Here is an 18,971-nt window from a genome sequence, read left to right as displayed (position 1 = left end):
TACTAGTAATAATACGTATCCACAACTGCAAAAGCCCATAATTAAGGGTGTTCAGGCTACACATTATCTTGATGTACTTTTTATGTAGTTCTATATAATTCAACCGCTCCTTGTTTTGATAACTTGCTGCTGAAATTAACAACTTGATAATTTTACAACTCAATTTTTAAACAATTATGAAAATAGGAATCAAATTTTTAACATTCTGCATTTTAATGACCCATTTGGCGATTTTTGCGCAAAATGGAATTTCGGTTTCGGGAACTGTAACTGACAATGATGGTCAACCATTGCCAGGTGCCAGCATTATTATTAATGGTACTACTACAGGAACCCAAACTGATTTTGACGGTCTATATGCATTGAACGACGTACCGGAAAATGGTACACTTGTCATCAGTTACATAGGGTATGCAACACAAAAAATATCTGTAAACGGTCAAACAATTATCAATATTTCCTTGTCCGAGGATTCCCAAGCTTTGGATGAAGTGGTGGTCGTGGGTTATGGTACACAGAAAAAGGCGGATCTCACAGGATCTATTACGACCATTAAAACAGAAGATATCACTAGAACTCCTACTAGTGCGGCCATGCAATCCTTGCAAGGTAAGGTAGCCGGATTACAAGTTGTAAGCAGTGGTGCTCCCGGTACCGGACCTACAATTAGGGTTCGTGGTATTGGATCTTATGTAGGTGGCGCGTCTGACCCTTTATATGTAGTCGACGGTACCTTTTTTGATGACATCGATTTTCTTAATACAGAGGATATAGAAACCATCTCTGTACTTAAAGATGCATCTGCCTCCGCAATATACGGGGTACGTGCCGCTAATGGTGTAGTATTGATCGAAACCAAATCGGGTAAGATCAACCAAAAACCGGAAATTACCTATAATGGGTACCAAGGGGTTCAAATAGCGCAAAATGTAGTTACCCTTTCCAATACCGAACAGTTTGCAACTGTGGCAAGGGAATCTGGATCTGCCGCGGAAGCGCAGTCAATAGAAAATGCCATACAACGGTATGGTAGAAGTAGAATAAATCCTAACGTACCTAATGTCAATACAGATTGGTACGATTTAATCTTACGCCATGCCCTACAGCAGAACCACAGTATAGGTGTTGCCGGTGGTACGGAGTCCGTAACCTACTCATTGGGACTCAACTATTTTGAGCAAGAAGGTATTTTAAAAATGAAGAATGATTATGAGCGATTCAATATACGCTCTAAGGTCAATGTGGAAATTACCGATCGCTTGGATATAGGTATCTCTACCCTTTTTAGCAATGCTACCAGATATAGACCGGAAAACACGGTTTTTGCCTTGGCATATTATGCCACCCCTACCATGCCCATTCTTGACCCATCAAAAACGGAAGCATATCCCAGACCATATGCAAATGCTCAGGATTTAGGATACAGAGGTACGCAGAATCCTTTTCCCGTAATGGAAAATACAGAAAACAGGGATAAGATTAGAAATACCTTAACTACAGTAGATTTAAACTATCAATTAATACCGGATAAACTAACGCTCAAGACTGCGTTTTACCACAACTTTGAAACTACGGAAACTAGGGAAGTACGCTTACCGTACTTTTTTGGAAATGGAAACGCGTTTAGGGAAAATGCAGAGTTGGTAAAAAGAAACCAAACTTTTTCCGAGCAAACATGGGACAATACGTTAACTTATGATGACAATTTTGGCAAACATAATTTAACCGCATTAGCAGGTACATCATATAGAAATAGATCATATGAACAATTAGAGGCAAAAGGTCTTAACTTCCCTAATGGTCCTGGTATTGGCGATGAATCATATTTCTTGGATTTAGCAAAGACTATTGATGTAGACGGTGTAGGAGATGATGGTCTAAGACAATATTTTTTCTCATACTTTGGGCGTATTGCCTATAACTTTGATAGCAAATACCTGCTTTATGGTACGTTTAGAGCTGACGGAACAAGCAAATACCAAGAGAAATGGGGCTATTTTCCAACTGTTGGTGTAGGCTGGGTCGTTTCGGAAGAATCGTTCTTGGAAAACAGCAATATCATTGACTTTTTGAAATTAAGAGCCAGTTGGGGCGAGTTAGGTAATGCCAACGTAGCGGCAAGCACCGGTGGCATAACTTCAACAGAGGTAGATGCCGCTTTTGGGGATGTTCGCTATCCGGGACTTGTAACCAGTAGTGATTTTGAAGCTTTAAAATGGGAGGTAACGGCCGAGACCAATGTAGGTTTGACCGCTAGATTATTCGATAATAAATTAACCATAGATTCTGATTACTTCGTAAGGGAAACCCGTGATGCTGTAATTCCGGTCTCTAGATTGTTAGTACCGGGCGAAACCAGACAGAACGTGGGCGTCATTAGAAACTCCGGTTTCGAAATAGTTGCCAATTGGAACCAGAAAGTATCGGACAACTTTAGCTTTAGTGTTGGGGGTAACTTCTCAACTCTGGATAATGAAGTACTTGACTTAGCGGGTCAAGAAAATCTAACTTCAGGTGGCGATACTGCCCAACGTACAGTTGTTGGCGGCACCATTAACCCCTTCTTTGGTTTACAAGTAGAAGGTGTTTATCAAACAGATGAAGAAATTTCATCTGATCCTGCAGCACAAGCTGCAATTGCCAATGGATTGACCGTAGCGCCCGGCGATTTAAAGTTCGTAGATCAGAATGGTGATACGGTAATCGATGCACAAGATAGAGTGGACCTTGGCTCCTATCTTCCAACGTATTCCTTCGGGTTCAATTTGGGAATGAACTACAAAGCATGGGATTTTAATTTAAACGTAATTGGTCAAGGCGGTAATGTCATCGCCAACCAAAAACGTTTCGCCATTCGCCAAACACCGGACACCAACATAGATAGGGATTTCGCCGTAAATAGATGGAACGGCCCAGGGAGCACCAATAGTTACCCATCTGCAAGGGGAATTAGAAATCCTTGGAGCAACCAGTTTCTGAACAGCTTTTTTGTAGAAAAGGGAGATTTTGTGAGATTACAGAACGTAACCCTAGGGTATACGCTACCAAAGCTTAATAGCAAGTTCAATCCTGATATTAGATTCTATATCACCGCAGAGCGTCCATTGACATTCTTCAACTATAACGGATTTACCCCAGAAGTTTCAGATGGTAGGGATACCCAGACGTATCCTATACCCGGTGTGTACACATTTGGCGTAAATATTAAAATTTAAACATACAGCTATGAAATATATAAAAGTTAACAAACTAACAGTGCTTTTAGCCTTTCTAGGTACTGTACTAATGGGTTGTTCAGATGAGCTGGACCAACCGGAACTGAACAATAATTTTGCAGGAGGAACGGACTTCTCCCAAACCGATGATATGATATTTTCATTGATCGGGGTATACCAATCTGTCGCTGATAGAGGTTGGGAACAACCCTTGGTTGTTTCCACTAGAGGTGATGATGTCAATGCCGCCGGTGATCAACAAGGGTTAAAAAACCAAGACCGTTATGTGTACGATAATTCATTCTTTGGATCAAGAACCCTATGGGAAACTTATTATGGTGATATCATAGGTGCACATACCGGTATGGAGCAGATAGAACGATATATGGAGTTTGCAGATGATGAAGGCATTGCCTTAGGTAACCAATATATTGCAGAGGCAAAAGTATTGCGCGCCGTGTTACTCTTTCAATTATCCCAAGTATATGGTTCGGTATTTATTCCAACTTCTTCAGATTTAAATGATTTTGCAGATGTGACATCGGTACCTAGTAAGGATGAAGTTATGCAACATATCTCTGACCAAATGGACGAAGCAATTCCGTTCTTACTTGATCTCAGACCAAATGAGCGTACGGATTTACCTGGTGGGGTTACCAAATACACCGCTTTAATGCTAAAGGCAGAAGCCAATCAAGAATTAGAAAATTACCAAGCCGTAGCAGATGCTACAGGTGAAATTATAGCTTCGGGCAAGTTCAGTTTGTTCCCAGATTATTATGAGTTGTTCAAAACTCCTGGTAAACTAAGCAACGAAAATTTATTTGAATTTCAATATTCGGATTTCGGCAACGGTGAAGGTGAACGTGTAAGTCACTTGTACGCTCCTTATGGTCCTAACTCATGGAACCCAGAAGTTGATGGTTCCAGTAACGGATGGGGATTCTTTGAACCTACCTTAAAATATATTGAATTTATGTTGGACAGAGGCGAGACCGATCGTCTGGAAACTTCGGTTTTCTTTAGCCAAAAGGGTATTGACAGTTTGATCGCCACAACGTCGTATACGGCAGAAACCCTTCCTTCGTTCGTATCTCCCGTAACTAGGGATGGTGATGAAAACACATCAACGGTTCGTTCAATATTTTCCAGTGGTAAACATTATTTACCTACCAATCAATTAATACCGGGCCGTACGGCTTATGGCAGTAACAAGAACAATATTGTTTTCCGTTACTCGGAAACATTGTTAATGTATGCAGAAGCTTTGGTCCAAGGAGCCAATAACTCAGTAATGACTGCAGATGAGGCGGTTAACCAAGTACGGGCAAGAGCCAATATGGCTCCATTAAGTGGTGTTACCCTAGATCATATCGTAGATGAAAAATATGCAGAGCTTTCAATGGAATGGGGAAAACGCTTTTTCGATATGGTAAGATTGGGTAGGTATGACGAGCTAAGTTACGATGGAAGAACCTTTACGGAAGATAAGGCCTTTGTAACCTATCATCAAGATCAGATAGACGAGTTTCCAATATTAGGTGAAATAGCAAACTAAAAAAAACAACCATGAAACATTTTAAATACGTAATTACCCTCTTGATGGCCGCCTTTCTTTTGGTTGCCTGTGAAGATGGTATTGATTCACTTACCGAGGTTGACCCAGGCGCGGATGAAACGGCTCCCAGCATTACCATTACCTCCCCTACTGAAGGTTTAGCGGTAAAGGTCAATGAAGAACTGGCAACGATTACCATAAAATTTGAAGCAAAAGATGATATAGAATTGGCTTCGGTACAAGTAGCCCTGGATGGTACTATTTTAAAGACCTATTCAAACTTTCTGGATTATAGGAGACTTGTGGTAGATGATTTGGTTTATGACCAACTGGCGGACGGTAATCATGTGCTCACCGTAACGGCAACAGACCTAGAAGGCAAAACAACAAATGACACGGTCAATTTTACAAAAGAACCTGCCTATGTCGTTAAATATCCTGGAGAAATTTTATATATGCCCTTTGATGGCGCTTACGTTGACCTGATCAGCTTTGAGGAAGCCCAGGAATTTGGAAGTCCTTCTATTAGTGAAGATAATATTGCCGGAGACGGATCATACCAAGGGGCAACAGATACCTATCTGACCTTAGACCCTGAACGCTTCAAGAATGCAGAATTCAGTGCTATCTTCTGGATGAAAATAAACAGTACTCCCGATCGCGCAGGTGTATTGACCATGAGTCCACCTTTAGTGGATGGTACCAATAACGACCTTACCAAAGGATTTCGTTTTTTCCGTGAAAACACTAATGGCAATCAACGCTTTAAATTAAATGTAGGTTCTGGTGATGCCGGTACTTGGTTTGACGGTGGTGAAGCTGCAGATGTAGACCCTTCTACCGGAGAATGGGTAAACTTCGCTTTTACTATTTCCGGTGCTAAAGCTGTAGTATATATTGACGGTCAAATTGCTAGCGAGGGTGCTTTTAATGGAATTGATTGGACGGATGTCAACGTGCTATCCATTATGTCGGGCGCTCCTAACTTTACACAATGGAACCACTGGTCTGACGAAAGTTTAATGGATGAACTACGCATCTTCAACAGGGCTATATCCCAAGAAGAAATTTAGCAAATAATGGCAGATGATTCTGGGGAATTTGTATCAACCTACCCTCCTACTTTTGATGGTGAAATGTTCTATATGCCTTTTGATGGCAATTACAACGAACGTTTTAGGGACATTGACGCTACCGTTGTAGGTACACCAGGTTATGCCGGTGAAAGCGTAGAAGGTGATAATGCCTATGCCGGTGCAGCAGATTCTTATTTAACGTTTCCAACAAATGAATCCGGACCGCTTACTACAGAAGAATTTAGTGCAACTTTTTGGTACAAACTAAATGCCGACCCAACCCGTGGAGCAATTTTGGTTATGGGTCCAGAAGATGTGGATAACGCAGCTTATCCCGATGTACAGAACAAACGTACCAACGGATTCAGGTTTTTCAGAGAGGGCGATGCCACACGCCAAGTATTTAAGTTGAACGTTGGTAACGGTGAAGCAGATTCATGGTTTGATGGTGGCGATGCCGCTGCACTAGATCTTACCACCACAGACTGGGTGCATTTGGCCTTTACCATTTCTGGAACCGAATGTGTGGTCTATTTTGATGGTGAGGTTGTTTCTCAAGGCAATTTTTCAGGTGTGGATTGGACAGGGTGCGATATCCTTTCCATTGGATCAGGAGCCCCAAGGTTTACGGAATGGGGACACGGTGCCGACCTAAGTTTTATTGATGAGCTTAGATTATATAACAAGGCATTGACCCAACAGGAAATTCAAGATATAAGACAAGCAGGTCTTTAATAAATAGTGTAGTTTAATTAAGTTAATGTAGTAGATTTTTATGAGGTTATTTCTAATTTCAATGACCGTTGCAGCTTTGTTAGTGGGCTGTAACGGTCAATCCTCAAAGTCCAAGGACAATGGGCAAGAGGAGTCCAAAAAACTTACGGAGATTACGGATGAACAATTATTGGATTCCGTACAAAAACAGACGTTCAATTATTTCTGGGAGGGTGCAGAACCCACATCAGGTCTGGCAAGGGAAAGAATTCATTTAGATAATATATACCCGTCACATGACAAGGATATTATAACCATTGGTGGATCAGGATTTGGTGTTATGGCCATTTTAGTAGGTATAGAAAGAGAATTCATAACGCGTGAAATGGGTCTGGAACGACTTGAAAAAGCGGTAAATTTCCTTGATAAAGCCGATCGTTTTCATGGTGCATGGCCACACTGGTTGACCCCAGATGGCAAAACGACACCTTTCAGCAAAAAAGATAATGGTGGAGACCTTGTAGAGACAGCATTTCTTATAGAAGGTTTGTTGACTGTAAAGGAATATTTCAAAAACGGTAATGAACGAGAGCAAAAATTAGCCCAACGAATACAGCAATTATGGGAAGATGTGGAATGGGATTGGTATACCAAAGGAGAAAACGTATTGTACTGGCACTGGTCGCCAGAATATGAATGGGATATGAATTTCCCCGTGGGTGGTTATAATGAAGCGTTGATCATGTACATTTTGGCAGCGGCATCTCCCACCCATCCAATAAAAAAAGAAGTTTATGACAAAGGTTGGGCTAGAAATGGGGCTATAACAAAAGATACCACTTTTTATGGTCTATCCACTATTTTAGACCATTACGAGCATGATGCCTCTCCGGTAGGCCCAATGTTCTGGGCACACTATTCTTTTACAGGTCTAAACCCTAAAGGCTTAAAAGATCAATATGCAGATTACTGGGAATTGAACAGTAACCATACCATGATACAGTACAAATATGCGGTAGATAACCCTAAGAATTATAAAGGGTACGGAGAAGACTTATGGGGCCTCACATCAAGTTACTCCATGAAAGGTTACGCAGGTCATAGACCAGATAGGGATATCAGCGTTATTTCGCCAACTGCAGCTCTTTCTTCCATGCCCTATGCCCCAAAAGAGAGCATGGCATTTTTAAGAAACCTGTATACGAAACACGACACGCTGATTGGTAAATACGGCCCATATGATGCGTTTAGCTTAGAAGAAAATTGGGTGTTGCCCAGATATTTGGCCATTGATCAAGGACCTATTCCGGTGATGATCGAAAATCATAGAAGCGGACTGTTCTGGATGCTTTTTATGACCAATAACGATGTTCGTAACGGATTGGACAAACTTGGGTTTTCAGTTGTATCTCCAAAATGAAGGTAACTAACCTACATAGATGCAATAAGAATAACTTCCAAAAGATACTTGTTGTATTTTTTGGAGTACTGACGATGTCCATAGTGGCCTGTTCAACATCGGAACCCGATGCCCCAACTGGGCAATCTAAGCTGCCGGAAATACCTACACAACCAGACCCTGAAGTACCCGAAATTACAGATGAGGAACTTTTAGACCTTACCCAACGAGAAACCTTCAAATACTTTTGGGATTATGCCGAGGTAAACTCTGGTGCGGCGCGTGAACGTTTTCATCCTAACGAACTATCAAACGACCCTAACACCGTAAGTATTGGTGGTACAGGTTTTGGTTTAATGGCTTTGATTGTAGGAGTAGAAAGAGGTTTTATAAGCAGAAACGAATCTGTAGAACGTATTGATCAAATCTTAAGTTTCTTGGAAAGTGCTGATCGTTTTCACGGTGCATGGCCACACTGGTTAGACGGCACCAATGGTACCGTTCGACCTTTTAGTGAAATGGACAATGGTGGCGACCTTGTAGAAACCGCATTTTTGGCGCAGGGCTTGATCTGTATTAAGGAATATTTTAAAGATGGTGACGATACCGAAAAGTCTTTAGCGAATAAAGCTGACACCCTTTGGAAAGGGGTTGAGTGGAACTGGTACACGCAAGATAAAAATAGCCTTTACTGGCACTGGAGTCCTAATTTTGGTTTTAACATCAACTTAGAACTTAAAGGGTATAATGAAGTAATGATTGCTTATATAATGGCTGCCGCGTCACTAGAATATTCCATTGAAAAAGAGGTATATACCAATGGTTGGGCATCAAACGGAGCTATTAATGATGCTGCCAGTGCATATAACATTTCATTAGTGGTGGATCACGCAGGAAATTCCCCTAACGGCGGACCATTATTTTTTTCGCATTACTCTTATTTAGGGCTGCGGCCACAAAACTTGAACGACGAATTCGTTGATTATGGTGCCGCGGCCATCAACCATGCTAAAATCAATTATCTGTACTGCGTAGAAAATCCTAAAAATTTCATCGATTATGGCCAAAATTGCTGGGGATTATCAGCCAGTTATACCAGAAATACAGATGGTTCCTTAGGGTATAACGCACATAGTCCAAGTAATGACACAGGCATAATATCTCCTACAGCAGCAATCAGTTCCATTCCTTACACTCCGGAAGAATCTCTAAAAGCGCTACGCTATTTTTATCAGCATAAAGATAAATTATTAGGTCCGGCAGGATTTTATGATGCTTTTAGTCCGCAAAACAACTTTTGGGTTGCGGAAGCCTATTTGGCAATTGACCAAGGACCTGAAATCATAATGATAGAAAATTATAGAACAGGCTTACTTTGGAATCTTTTTATGCAGAATGAAGACATTCAAAACGGTCTTAACAAACTAGGTTTTACGTATGAAAAATAAACACTTGCTTCTTCTCGCCATAATTCTTGTGTGCAGCTATACAGCTTTTGCACAAGATACCAGCTTATTTGAAAAGAAAGAATTGATCGTAAAAAGTGATACGTTGCCATATCGAATGCTATACCCAGAAAATTTTGATACGGAAAATACTTATCCGTTGATCTTATTTTTACATGGTGCAGGTGAAAGAGGCAATGACAACCAAAAACAATTAACACATGGTAGTGCTTTATTTCTTGATCAAAACAATAGAACCAAATTTCCTGCATTTGTAATTATGCCACAATGCCCTACAGATGATTATTGGGCTCAGGTAAACGTAGATCGTAGCAACTACCCTGTTCAATTGGACTTTCAATTTAAAAAAGGACCAACCAAGGCAATGGACCTTGTGCTGCAATTATTGGAAAATTATGAAAAGGAAGACTTTGTTGATAAAAACAAAACTTATGTCATGGGGCTTTCAATGGGCGGTATGGGCACCTATGAACTTTTAGCAAGACAACCAGACCGTTTTGCTGCCGCAATTGCAATATGTGGAGCGGGCGACCCAACTTACGCAACAAATTACGCGAAGAAAATTCCTGTATGGGCATTTCATGGTGCTCATGATAACGTTGTTGCCCCTTTACAAACAATGGAAATGGTTAGTGCTTTACTACATGAGGGAGCGTTCCCCCGGCTTACCTTATATGACTTTGCCAACCATAATAGTTGGGACCCTGCTTTTGCAGAACCAGATTTATTACCATGGCTTTTCTCTAACACTTTGAACAAAGAATAAAAGGTCACTAAACCCGATATGTATGACTCAAACCTATAAATTACTACCATTACTCCTATTGTCTTTTGCCATTTCTAAAATGTCTGCGCAAGAAACCATACCTGAAATTGAAGCCTTATTGAGCAAAATGACTTTAGATGAAAAGATAGGACAGCTAAATCTATTGACACCTGGTGGCGGTATTGCTACAGGGTCTGTTGTAAGTGAAAATGTTGAAGCAAAAATAAAAGCCGGTCAAGTAGGTGGTTTGTTCGGTGTGTCAGGACCGGAGAAAGTTAGGCAGGCTCAAGAAATAGCCATTAAAAATTCGAGATTAAAAATTCCTTTATTAATAGGTTCCGATATTATTCACGGTTACAAGACCACCTACCCTATTCCATTGGGTGTGGCTTCTAGTTGGAATATGGAGCTAATTGAAAGTGCCGCAAAAATGGCTGCAAAAGAAGCTACCGCAGATGGTATTAACTGGAATTTTTCACCAATGGTAGATATATCCCGCGATGCAAGATGGGGAAGAATTTCTGAAGGTTCCGGTGAAGACCCATATTTAGGCTCAGCTATTGCAAAGGCAATGATGAAAGGTTACCAAGGTAAAGATTTAAAAAATGAATTTACCATGATGGCCACGGTTAAGCATTTGGCATTGTACGGTGCCGTTGAAGCTGGTCGTGATTATAATTCGGTTGATATGAGTAAGGTGAAAATGTACAACCAGTACCTTCCACCGTACAAAGCAGCTGTTGAGGCCGGCGTAGGTAGCGCCATGACATCTTTTAATGATATTGACGGTATACCTGCAACGGGGAACAAATGGTTGATTACGGACCTATTAAGAAAGCAATGGGGCTTTAAAGGTTTTGTTGTTTCAGATTATACTTCTGTAAATGAAATGATGGCTCACGGATTGGGAGACCTGCAAGCTGTTTCAGCTCAATCACTGAATGCGGGACTAGATATGGATATGGTAGGCGAAGGTTTTTTGACCACACTCAAAAAATCTGTACAAGAAGGCAAGGTAACCGAAGAGGCTATTACCATTGCCTGTAGAAGGATTTTAACCGCAAAGCATCAATTGGGACTGTTTGATGACCCTTATAAATACTCGGACACTTCAAGACCTAAAAAGGATATCCTGACCGCAGAAAATAGAGCAGCTGCCAGAAAAATTGCCACACAATCCTTTGTACTTCTTAAAAACGAGAACAAAGTTCTTCCATTACAAAAGGATGCCAAAATTGCATTGGTTGGTCCTTTGGCAAATGATAAAAACAATATGCTGGGTACATGGGCACCTACGGGAGACCCTCAATTATCAATTCCTGTGTTGGAAGGTTTAAAAAATGTAGCTCCAAAAGCCAAAATAAGTTACGCCAAAGGCGCAAATATCACTAATGATACGGAGCTCGCCAAGCGTGCCAATGTTTTTGGGCTACGCGTAGATATTGATAAACGATCGCCAGATGCCATGATTGCAGAAGCTCTGCAAAACACTAAAAATGCAGACGTCATCGTTGCCGTGGTCGGGGAAGCTTCAGAGTTTGCTGGGGAAGCAGCTAGTAGAACCGAAATATCAATACCTAAGAGTCAAAAAAAATTAATCAATGCCTTGGCAGATACCGGCAAACCTGTGGTACTGGTACTTTTTAGTGGAAGACCACTGACCATAGCAGAAGAATTTAACTTACCGGGAAGTATTCTGCAAGTTTGGAACCCTGGTGTTGAAGCCGGTAACGCTATTGCAGATGTGCTTTTTGGAGATTATAACCCGTCAGGTAAATTAACGGCAAGTTGGCCTAGAAACGTGGGGCAAATTCCCATATACCACAGTATGAAAAATACAGGAAGACCAGCACCTACCCATACATTTGAAAAGTTCAAATCCAATTATCTGGATAGTGAACTATCTCCCCTTTTCCCTTTTGGTTATGGGCTGAGTTATACCACATTTGAATATAGTGCAATAGCTGTTGACAAGAAAAAAATAGCACAAGATGAAGCTGTAAATATCTCGTTTACCGTAAAAAACACTGGCAATTATGATGGTGAAGAAGTAGTTCAACTCTACTTAAAAGATGAGGTCCGTAGTATAACACCTCCAAAAAGACAGCTTAAGGGTTTTAAAAAAATATTCCTGAAAAAAGGGGAAAGCCAAAGAGTGACTATCTCCCTTTCTGCAAATGATTTAAAATTCTATAACAGTGAATTAAAATTTGTAGCTGAACCAGGGAAGTTTATTGTTTTCGTAGGTGGAAATTCCAATGCTGAGATGTCTACTGAATTTGAACTGGAATAAATCTTTTATCCAATATTTAGTATAAAATTGAATTCGACTATGCGACTAGGTATACTAACGCTTATTGGGTTATTGACCATTGCTTGTAATTCCAAAAATACGAGCAAAAAGACTGCACAAAAACCCAATATCGTATTTATCATGGCAGATGATCATGCCATTCAAGCAATAAGTGCTTATGGTCACCCCATCAGCAAATTGGCAAATACTCCTAATATTGATAGGATTGCCGAGAATGGAGCCATATTCCAAAACAGTTTTGTTACCAACTCCATTTGTGGTCCTAGTAGAGCAGTTATCCTCACCGGAAAACATAGCCATATAAACGGGTTTAGACAAAACGGAGATCACTTTAATGGTAGTCAGCCCACTTTACCTAAAATGCTACAGCAATCTGGTTATAACACCGCAGTATTTGGTAAGTGGCATTTACATGGTTATCCAGAAGGATTCGATCATTGGAATATTATTGTAGACCAAGGAAACTATTATAATCCTGATTTTATTGAAAATGGAGATACAACCCGTATAGAAGGCTATGCTACCGATATTATTACCAATGATGCCTTACAATGGCTGCAACAAGACCGAACAGATTCACTTCCCTTTTTCTTAATGGTACAGCATAAGGCCCCGCATAGAAATTGGATGCCCGCACTGCGACATGCAAACCTTTACGATACTATACAATTTCCATTACCCGATAGTTATTTTCCTGATTTTAATAAACAATGGGCTTCTAAAGAGCAACTACAGACCATATATAATGACATGTACGAAGGCCATGATTTAAAAATGACCAAATCTTTTGGGAGCACACAACTCCTGAATAATCCATGGACCACGGACTTTGATAGAATGACCCCAAAACAACGTGACGCTTGGGACGCCGCTTACTTAAATAAAAACAACGACTTTCATAAAGCTCACTTAACTGGTAAAGATTTGGCCATTTGGAAAGGTCAACGTTACCTTCAAGATTATATGGCAACTATTGCAGCAGTAGATGAGGGTGTCGGCAAAATTCTTGATTACTTGGAAGAAAGCGGTATTGACAAAAACACGCTAGTGGTCTACACTTCCGATCAAGGTTTTTGGATAGGTGAAAATGGTTGGTTCGATAAGCGTTTTATGTATGAAGAATCTTTTAAAACTCCACTACTAATACAGTTACCTGGTACCATTAAGCCTGGTACCAAAATCAATGCCATGGTTCAAAACTTAGATTTTGCACCTACATTTTTAGAACTTACCGGGTTTTCCTATTTAAGTAAAGAGATGCAAGGAGAATCTTTTTTCGGATTATTGAATGGAACACTTAACGAAGATGATTACAGAGATGTAGTATATTATCATTATTATGATTATCCCGCATTTCACATGGTAAAGAAGCATTACGGTATACGAACCAAACGTTATAAACTAATACATTTTTATGATGATATAGATACTTGGGAGTTATACGACCTTGAAAAAGACCCAAATGAAAAAATTAATTTGATCATGAATACCGATTATGCCCAGGTCTTACATCGAATGCATATTAAACTGGATAGTGTACAAACACATTACAAGGTTACCGAAACTGAATTTAAAAAAGCTCCTAAAGAAAAAGTGGACAAAGCCTACGAGCAATTTAAACGATTAAGGGGCACTCCGGCTTTTGAATAATTGCTCCAGCACTACATCTTCTAAAGTACTGTTATGAAAACAGTTGAATCATATTCTTCAACCTGTAATTAAATGTGCTATATTTAATGGTCTTGCATATATGGAACGTCATGTTTTATAAGATTTAGCTTTCCTAATCAATAGAAAATAGCATAAAATAGTACAGATTATGTATATGGGGAGAATCAAAAAGTTTATCATGTGCTACCTCTTTTTCATTCGTTCCAAAGTAGTATAAATACCAAACATGAAAATTTTAAGAAAATTTAGACAACGATTACTTGAAGAAAGTAAATTCAGCAAGTATATCATTTATGCTATTGGAGAAATAGTATTGGTGGTCATTGGTATTTTAATAGCGTTAGCCATTAACAATAAAAATGAAGAGCACAATATTATTGAACAAGAACAGGTAATTTTAAAACAAATTAGAGCGGACTACAGATCAAACCTTCAACAGTTGGAAAACAAGATTGAAATGAGAAGAAAGTTGATTTCAGAAAGCCTTACAATTTTGGATATCATATCAAATAATATTTCCATAAGTCAAGATTCCCTTTCAAAAATATTTGCCACCTTTTTTATGGATCCCACTTTTGACCCCATAGAAAATGATTTAATGAATCTGGAAAACATTAAATTGATTCGAAATGATAGTTTAAAACAACTACTCTCCCATTGGACATCGGATTTTAAAGCCTATAGTGAATCTGAACAGATACAACATGAAAATTATATTTCCGAAATCATTCCGTTTATGAAAGAAGTTGGTATAATGAGAAACGCCAATCATGTATTTTGGAAAGCACAAGAATTAAGAATGGGCTTTTTGGACCAAGGACAGAATACAAAAATTTTAACCTTGGGTAATAGTCCAAAAGCTATAGACGTACCTTCCATTTTAAATGATCATAGGATTGAAGGGTTGGCAACCTTTATTTTTACATTTTCCCAAGTGTGTAACTTAGAAGGGGAAACACTTAAGAATAAGATGCTCACCACTTTAAATATGTTGGAAAGCGAAATTATGGACTAAAGAAAACTGGACTAAAATCAAACAAAGTTTTCCACACTTATTCCAATAGCTTATCCAAAGTAATAGGTAAGTTGCGCACCCGTTTTCCAGTAGCATCAAAAACGGCATTGGCAATTGCAGAGGCAACTCCAACAATCCCTATTTCCCCAAGTCCTTTTGCCCCTAACGGATTTACTATATCATCATGCTCTTCTATGAAAAGTACATTTAGCTGTTGTACATCGGCGTGGACTGCCATATGGTACTCCGCAAGATTGGCATTCATGATTCTACCACTGCGGTCGTCTATCATACCCTCTTCTTCCAAGGCCATACCAATGCCCCATGTAATAGCACCCAAGATTTGGCTCTCTGCCGTTTTAGGATTAATGATTCGTCCACCCGCAATTGCACTGGTAACCCTTGGTACAGTAATCATACCTAAATCCTTATCAACATGGACCTCAACCATAACACATGAATGCGCATAAGAAGAATATTGTTCTTGGCGTTCTTCAGGCTCTAATGCATTTTCAGCCTCAATGGAATCAAGTCCGGCCGTTACCAATAAAGTGCTTATATTGACCAATGTACCGTTTGGAAAAATCAATGTTCCATCAGTACAGGATACCTCATCATAATCAACATGATCCAAATCTTCGTCAACGTTAACCTTTGCCAGATCTATCAATTGTTTTTTTAAATGATTACAGACAGCCTTTACCGCGGAGCCTACTGAAGATACCGTCCAGGAACCCCCTTCTATAGGTGCTTTGGGCAATGAGGTGTCTCCTAATTGAAATGTAATTTCTTCCATAGCAATACCCAAGGTATCCCCGGCAATCTGTGACATCACCGTATAAGTTCCGGTACCAATATCCGCAGTACTTGAACTGACCACTAATTTACCGGAAGAAGTAAGTACAGCCTTAGCAGATGATTTTTGTTGCATAGCTTCCCAACATCCTGTTGCCATACCGTAACCCACTAATATGGAATCATCTTTTATTTGAGTATTGGTATGTCTATTAAACCAGCCAAAATGCGATGCCGCCTGCCGGTAACATTCCCTTAATTCTTTACTTGAAAAGGGTTTGTCCTCATTTTGGTCCTTATCCGCATAATTTAAAAGCCTAAATTCCAACGGGTCTATATTTGTTTTTATGGCAAGCTCATCCATTGCACATTCCAGGGCAAACATACCCGTAGCTCCTCCTGGAGCCCTCATATCCATTGGTGTATAGACATTTACAGGTATTAGACGATATTCCAGTTTAACATTTTCGCACTGATACATCATACCTGACCAATCTACGATAGTTTCATTATATTTTTCAAATTTTGAGGTTTCCCCGTATGCCTTATGAATAATGGATTTCAGTTTACCTTCCTTGGAAGCACCCATTTGTAGTTGTTGAATACAGGCAGGTCTATGACCAAAGGAAAACATTTGTCGCCTTGTCAAAGAAACCTTTACAGGTCTTTGAAGTTCACGTGCTGCCATGGCCGCCAAGAACAGCTGATACTGAGGACGAAGTCCAGAACCAAAACCTCCGCCCACGAAAGGTGATAATATTTGAACATTTTCCGTATCCAAGTTAAATATTCCGCATATATATTCCTGGCTACTGTTTACACCCTGTACTTTATCATAAATTTTAAAGGATTGAGTTTTTGCGTTCCATTCCGCTATAGAAACATGAGGTTCCATAGGATTATGGTAATGTCTAGGCTGACTGTATTCCACATCTATCCGTACAGCGGCGTTAGCATATGCTAGTTCTGCATTACCTCTGTCCGGTGCGGTATCCTCTACACCTTCTGTGGTTGCATTGCCCATATTTTTTTTAATGTCCGTAGTACATTCTTCTGCTAAATACTCCACCTCGACCAAGCCGGCGGCATAACGTGCCAATTCAAAGCTTTCCGCTACTACCAATGCAATAGGTTGACCGTTGTATAGTACCTGGTCGTTATACAAAGGTCTAAAAGGATGACCGGGTGGGGACAACGGGTCCGTATAATCAACATTTTGCCGTACATCATCCGGTAGGTTTTCGTGGGTGAAAATGTCAAGTACGCCATCTATCATTTTTGCCTTACCGGTATGTATAGCCACAATTTTTCCATTGGCAATGGTACTGTTCACCACATAGCCATGAACCAATCCTTCAGGTTTAAATTCGCCTGCATAGGTTGCCGACCCGGTAACCTTCTTTACTCCATCTACCCGTTTCCTAGATTTTCCTATATATGCCGTATCCATTTGCAATTGTGTTATCGTGTCCTGGCCTCGTTCAAAGCCCTAATTATTGTTTTATGCGCCAGATTTATTTTAAAATCATTATCACCAAAACCTTGGGCCCCGTCCAATAATTCTTCAGCTAGTTGTTCAAAATTTTCGTTATTGGCCTCCTTACCCACAAATTTCTCTTCCACTTGCGGCAAACGCCACGGTTTATGGGAAACACCACCTAAGGCTACCCTAATGTTTTCAATACGATTATCCGTAAGTTTCATTGCCGCTGCTACGGAAACCAATGCAAATGCATAGGAAGGTCTATCACGGACCTTGATATAGGCAAAATTTTGATTATATGTTTCTGCAGGTAAATCAATGAAGGTGATTATTTCATTGGACTTGAGATGGTTATCCTTTTGCGGAGTATCACCAGGTAGTCTATGAAATTCCAAAATTGGTATTCTGCGCTCCCCTTCCCCACCTTGCACAACAATCTCCGCATCCAAGGCCGCCAAGGCCACGCACATATCCGATGGATGTGTCGCAATACAGGTTTCGCTAGTCCCTAAAATAGCGTGAATTCTATTAAAACCCCCAATTGCGGAACAACCGCTTCCAGGTTCTCTTTTATTACATGGTGTGGCCGTATCATAGAAGTAATAGCAACGAGTACGCTGCATAAGATTTCCACCATTGGTTGCGGCATTTCTTAATTGCGCCGAAGCACCGGACAGGATGGCTTTGGACAATAAAGGATAGTTTTTTTCCACCAACGAATGGTACGCCGTATCTGCATTAGTCACCATTGCGCCCAAACGTAATCCACCGTTAGGAGCTTCTACGATTTCTCGATAAGGCAAACGATTGACATCTAACAGATAGTGCGGATTCTCTACCCTATATTTCATTAGGTCCAACAAATTGGTGCCTCCAGCTATGGGTTTTGCATAATTTTTTTTGGTCAGGTCATCTACCGCTTGCCCTATATCCACGAACCTACTATAGTTAAAATCATTCATATCAGTTATTTTTTGCTACCATTGCTTCCGCTACCTTAAAAATATTGGCATAGGCGCCGCACCGGCATAAATTACCGCTCATAAGGTCCCTGATTTCCTCCGGTGTTTTTCCTTTGCCCATTTTGAGCATACTTACCATTGAACATATTTGTCCTGAAGTACAATAACCGCACTGAAAGGCATCGTTTTCAATAAAAGCCTGCTGCACTTGGTGTAAACCATCATCGTTTGCCAGACCTTCTATAGTTACGATTTCCTTATCATCGTTCATAACCGCCAATGAAAGACAAGAATTTATGGCTTTACCATCTACTAGGACGGTACATGCTCCACATTGGCCATGGTCACACCCTTTCTTTGTACCTGTTAAATTCAGGACTTCCCGTAGAGCGTCCAAAAGAGTAGTACTGATGGGTATGGTAATTTGATGTTTTTTACCATTAATGTGTAGTTCAATATCATTTTCGCTTAAAAATCCCATGGTCTATATTTTAAATAAAGTACAGAACCACCATGGACGAAGAATTAATTAATTGT

13 protein-coding genes are annotated in these 18,971 nt (G+C 40.1%); 10 read left to right on the top strand and 3 right to left on the bottom strand.

Translation table 11 applies throughout. The features are described 5' to 3' along the window. Positions 1–176: 176 nt before the first annotated feature. From JM81_RS01360 to JM81_RS01320, 10 genes are all read left to right on the top strand, one after another. Positions 177–3,215, top strand: a complete 3,039-nt coding sequence (locus JM81_RS01360; protein ID WP_144800390.1) for a SusC/RagA family TonB-linked outer membrane protein — start codon at positions 177–179, stop codon at positions 3,213–3,215. A gap of 10 nt (positions 3,216–3,225) precedes the next feature. Next, positions 3,226–4,773 carry a RagB/SusD family nutrient uptake outer membrane protein gene (locus JM81_RS01355; RefSeq protein WP_144800389.1) on the top strand — a complete coding sequence of 516 codons (1,548 nt, stop codon included), beginning with the start codon at positions 3,226–3,228 and terminating at the stop codon, positions 4,771–4,773. Positions 4,774–4,784: 11 nt separating this feature from the next. Further along, positions 4,785–5,846 (top strand): LamG-like jellyroll fold domain-containing protein, encoded by a 1,062-nt coding sequence (locus JM81_RS18555; protein ID WP_261374930.1) that lies wholly within the window; start codon positions 4,785–4,787, stop codon positions 5,844–5,846. Between the two features lie 6 nt (positions 5,847–5,852). Beyond that, positions 5,853–6,584: a LamG domain-containing protein gene (locus tag JM81_RS18550; protein WP_261374929.1), complete on the top strand. Its 732-nt coding sequence runs from the start codon at positions 5,853–5,855 to the stop codon at positions 6,582–6,584. Positions 6,585–6,624: 40 nt separating this feature from the next. Continuing rightward, positions 6,625–7,983 carry a glucoamylase family protein gene (locus JM81_RS01345; protein ID WP_144800388.1) on the top strand — a complete coding sequence of 453 codons (1,359 nt, stop codon included), beginning with the start codon at positions 6,625–6,627 and terminating at the stop codon, positions 7,981–7,983. Beyond that, positions 7,980–9,410, top strand: coding sequence for a glucoamylase family protein (locus JM81_RS01340; RefSeq protein WP_261374928.1), 1,431 nt, complete (start codon positions 7,980–7,982; stop codon positions 9,408–9,410). The genes JM81_RS01345 and JM81_RS01340 overlap by 4 nt, the downstream gene beginning before the upstream one ends. Further along, the gene (locus tag JM81_RS01335; RefSeq protein ID WP_144800387.1) at positions 9,400–10,194 is read left to right on the top strand and encodes a prolyl oligopeptidase family serine peptidase; all 795 of its coding nucleotides are present in this window, start codon (positions 9,400–9,402) and stop codon (positions 10,192–10,194) included. Before JM81_RS01340 ends, JM81_RS01335 begins: the two co-directional genes overlap by 11 nt. 22 nt (positions 10,195–10,216) lie before the next feature. Then, the gene (bglX, locus tag JM81_RS01330) at positions 10,217–12,487 is read left to right on the top strand and encodes a beta-glucosidase BglX (RefSeq protein ID WP_144800386.1); all 2,271 of its coding nucleotides are present in this window, start codon (positions 10,217–10,219) and stop codon (positions 12,485–12,487) included. A gap of 39 nt (positions 12,488–12,526) precedes the next feature. Beyond that, on the top strand, positions 12,527–14,158 hold the full coding sequence (locus JM81_RS01325) for a sulfatase (protein WP_144800385.1): 1,632 nt from the start codon (positions 12,527–12,529) through the stop codon (positions 14,156–14,158). 247 nt (positions 14,159–14,405) lie between these two features. Continuing rightward, on the top strand, positions 14,406–15,194 hold the full coding sequence (locus JM81_RS01320; protein WP_144800384.1) for a DUF6090 family protein: 789 nt from the start codon (positions 14,406–14,408) through the stop codon (positions 15,192–15,194). 37 nt (positions 15,195–15,231) lie between these two features. Here JM81_RS01320 and JM81_RS01315 read toward each other — a convergent pair whose 3' ends face one another. The 3 genes from JM81_RS01315 to JM81_RS01305 are packed head-to-tail and all read right to left on the bottom strand — an operon-like array spanning position 15,232 to position 18,915. Then, positions 15,232–17,439 carry a xanthine dehydrogenase family protein molybdopterin-binding subunit gene (locus JM81_RS01315; protein ID WP_144800383.1) on the bottom strand — a complete coding sequence of 736 codons (2,208 nt, stop codon included), beginning with the start codon at positions 17,437–17,439 and terminating at the stop codon, positions 15,232–15,234. Positions 17,440–17,450: 11 nt separating this feature from the next. After that, on the bottom strand, positions 17,451–18,434 hold the full coding sequence (locus JM81_RS01310) for an FAD binding domain-containing protein (protein WP_144800382.1): 984 nt from the start codon (positions 18,432–18,434) through the stop codon (positions 17,451–17,453). 1 nt (position 18,435) lies between these two features. Continuing rightward, the gene (locus JM81_RS01305; RefSeq protein ID WP_089261314.1) at positions 18,436–18,915 is read right to left on the bottom strand and encodes a (2Fe-2S)-binding protein; all 480 of its coding nucleotides are present in this window, start codon (positions 18,913–18,915) and stop codon (positions 18,436–18,438) included. Positions 18,916–18,971 lie beyond the last annotated feature (56 nt).

Origin of the sequence: Maribacter sp. MAR_2009_72, from assembly GCF_007827235.1 — a bacterium.
Taxonomy (GTDB): Bacteria; Bacteroidota; Bacteroidia; order Flavobacteriales; family Flavobacteriaceae; genus Maribacter; species Maribacter sedimenticola.
This window is presented reverse-complemented; position numbering and strand designations above follow the sequence as displayed.

Bases quoted from the DNA above. Each gene is read 5' to 3' on its own strand.
- JM81_RS01360 (WP_144800390.1), top strand. From the start codon at position 177: ATGAAAATAGGAATCAAATTTTTAACATTCTGCATTTTAATGACCCAT.
- JM81_RS01355 (WP_144800389.1), top strand. From the start codon at position 3,226: ATGAAATATATAAAAGTTAACAAACTAACAGTGCTTTTAGCCTTTCTA.
- JM81_RS18555 (WP_261374930.1), top strand. From the start codon at position 4,785: ATGAAACATTTTAAATACGTAATTACCCTCTTGATGGCCGCCTTTCTT.
- JM81_RS18550 (WP_261374929.1), top strand. From the start codon at position 5,853: ATGGCAGATGATTCTGGGGAATTTGTATCAACCTACCCTCCTACTTTT.
- JM81_RS01345 (WP_144800388.1), top strand. From the start codon at position 6,625: ATGAGGTTATTTCTAATTTCAATGACCGTTGCAGCTTTGTTAGTGGGC.
- JM81_RS01340 (WP_261374928.1), top strand. From the start codon at position 7,980: ATGAAGGTAACTAACCTACATAGATGCAATAAGAATAACTTCCAAAAG.
- JM81_RS01335 (WP_144800387.1), top strand. From the start codon at position 9,400: ATGAAAAATAAACACTTGCTTCTTCTCGCCATAATTCTTGTGTGCAGC.
- bglX (WP_144800386.1), top strand. From the start codon at position 10,217: ATGACTCAAACCTATAAATTACTACCATTACTCCTATTGTCTTTTGCC.
- JM81_RS01325 (WP_144800385.1), top strand. From the start codon at position 12,527: ATGCGACTAGGTATACTAACGCTTATTGGGTTATTGACCATTGCTTGT.
- JM81_RS01320 (WP_144800384.1), top strand. From the start codon at position 14,406: ATGAAAATTTTAAGAAAATTTAGACAACGATTACTTGAAGAAAGTAAA.
- JM81_RS01315 (WP_144800383.1), bottom strand. From the start codon at position 17,439: ATGGATACGGCATATATAGGAAAATCTAGGAAACGGGTAGATGGAGTA.
- JM81_RS01310 (WP_144800382.1), bottom strand. From the start codon at position 18,434: ATGAATGATTTTAACTATAGTAGGTTCGTGGATATAGGGCAAGCGGTA.
- JM81_RS01305 (WP_089261314.1), bottom strand. From the start codon at position 18,915: ATGGGATTTTTAAGCGAAAATGATATTGAACTACACATTAATGGTAAA.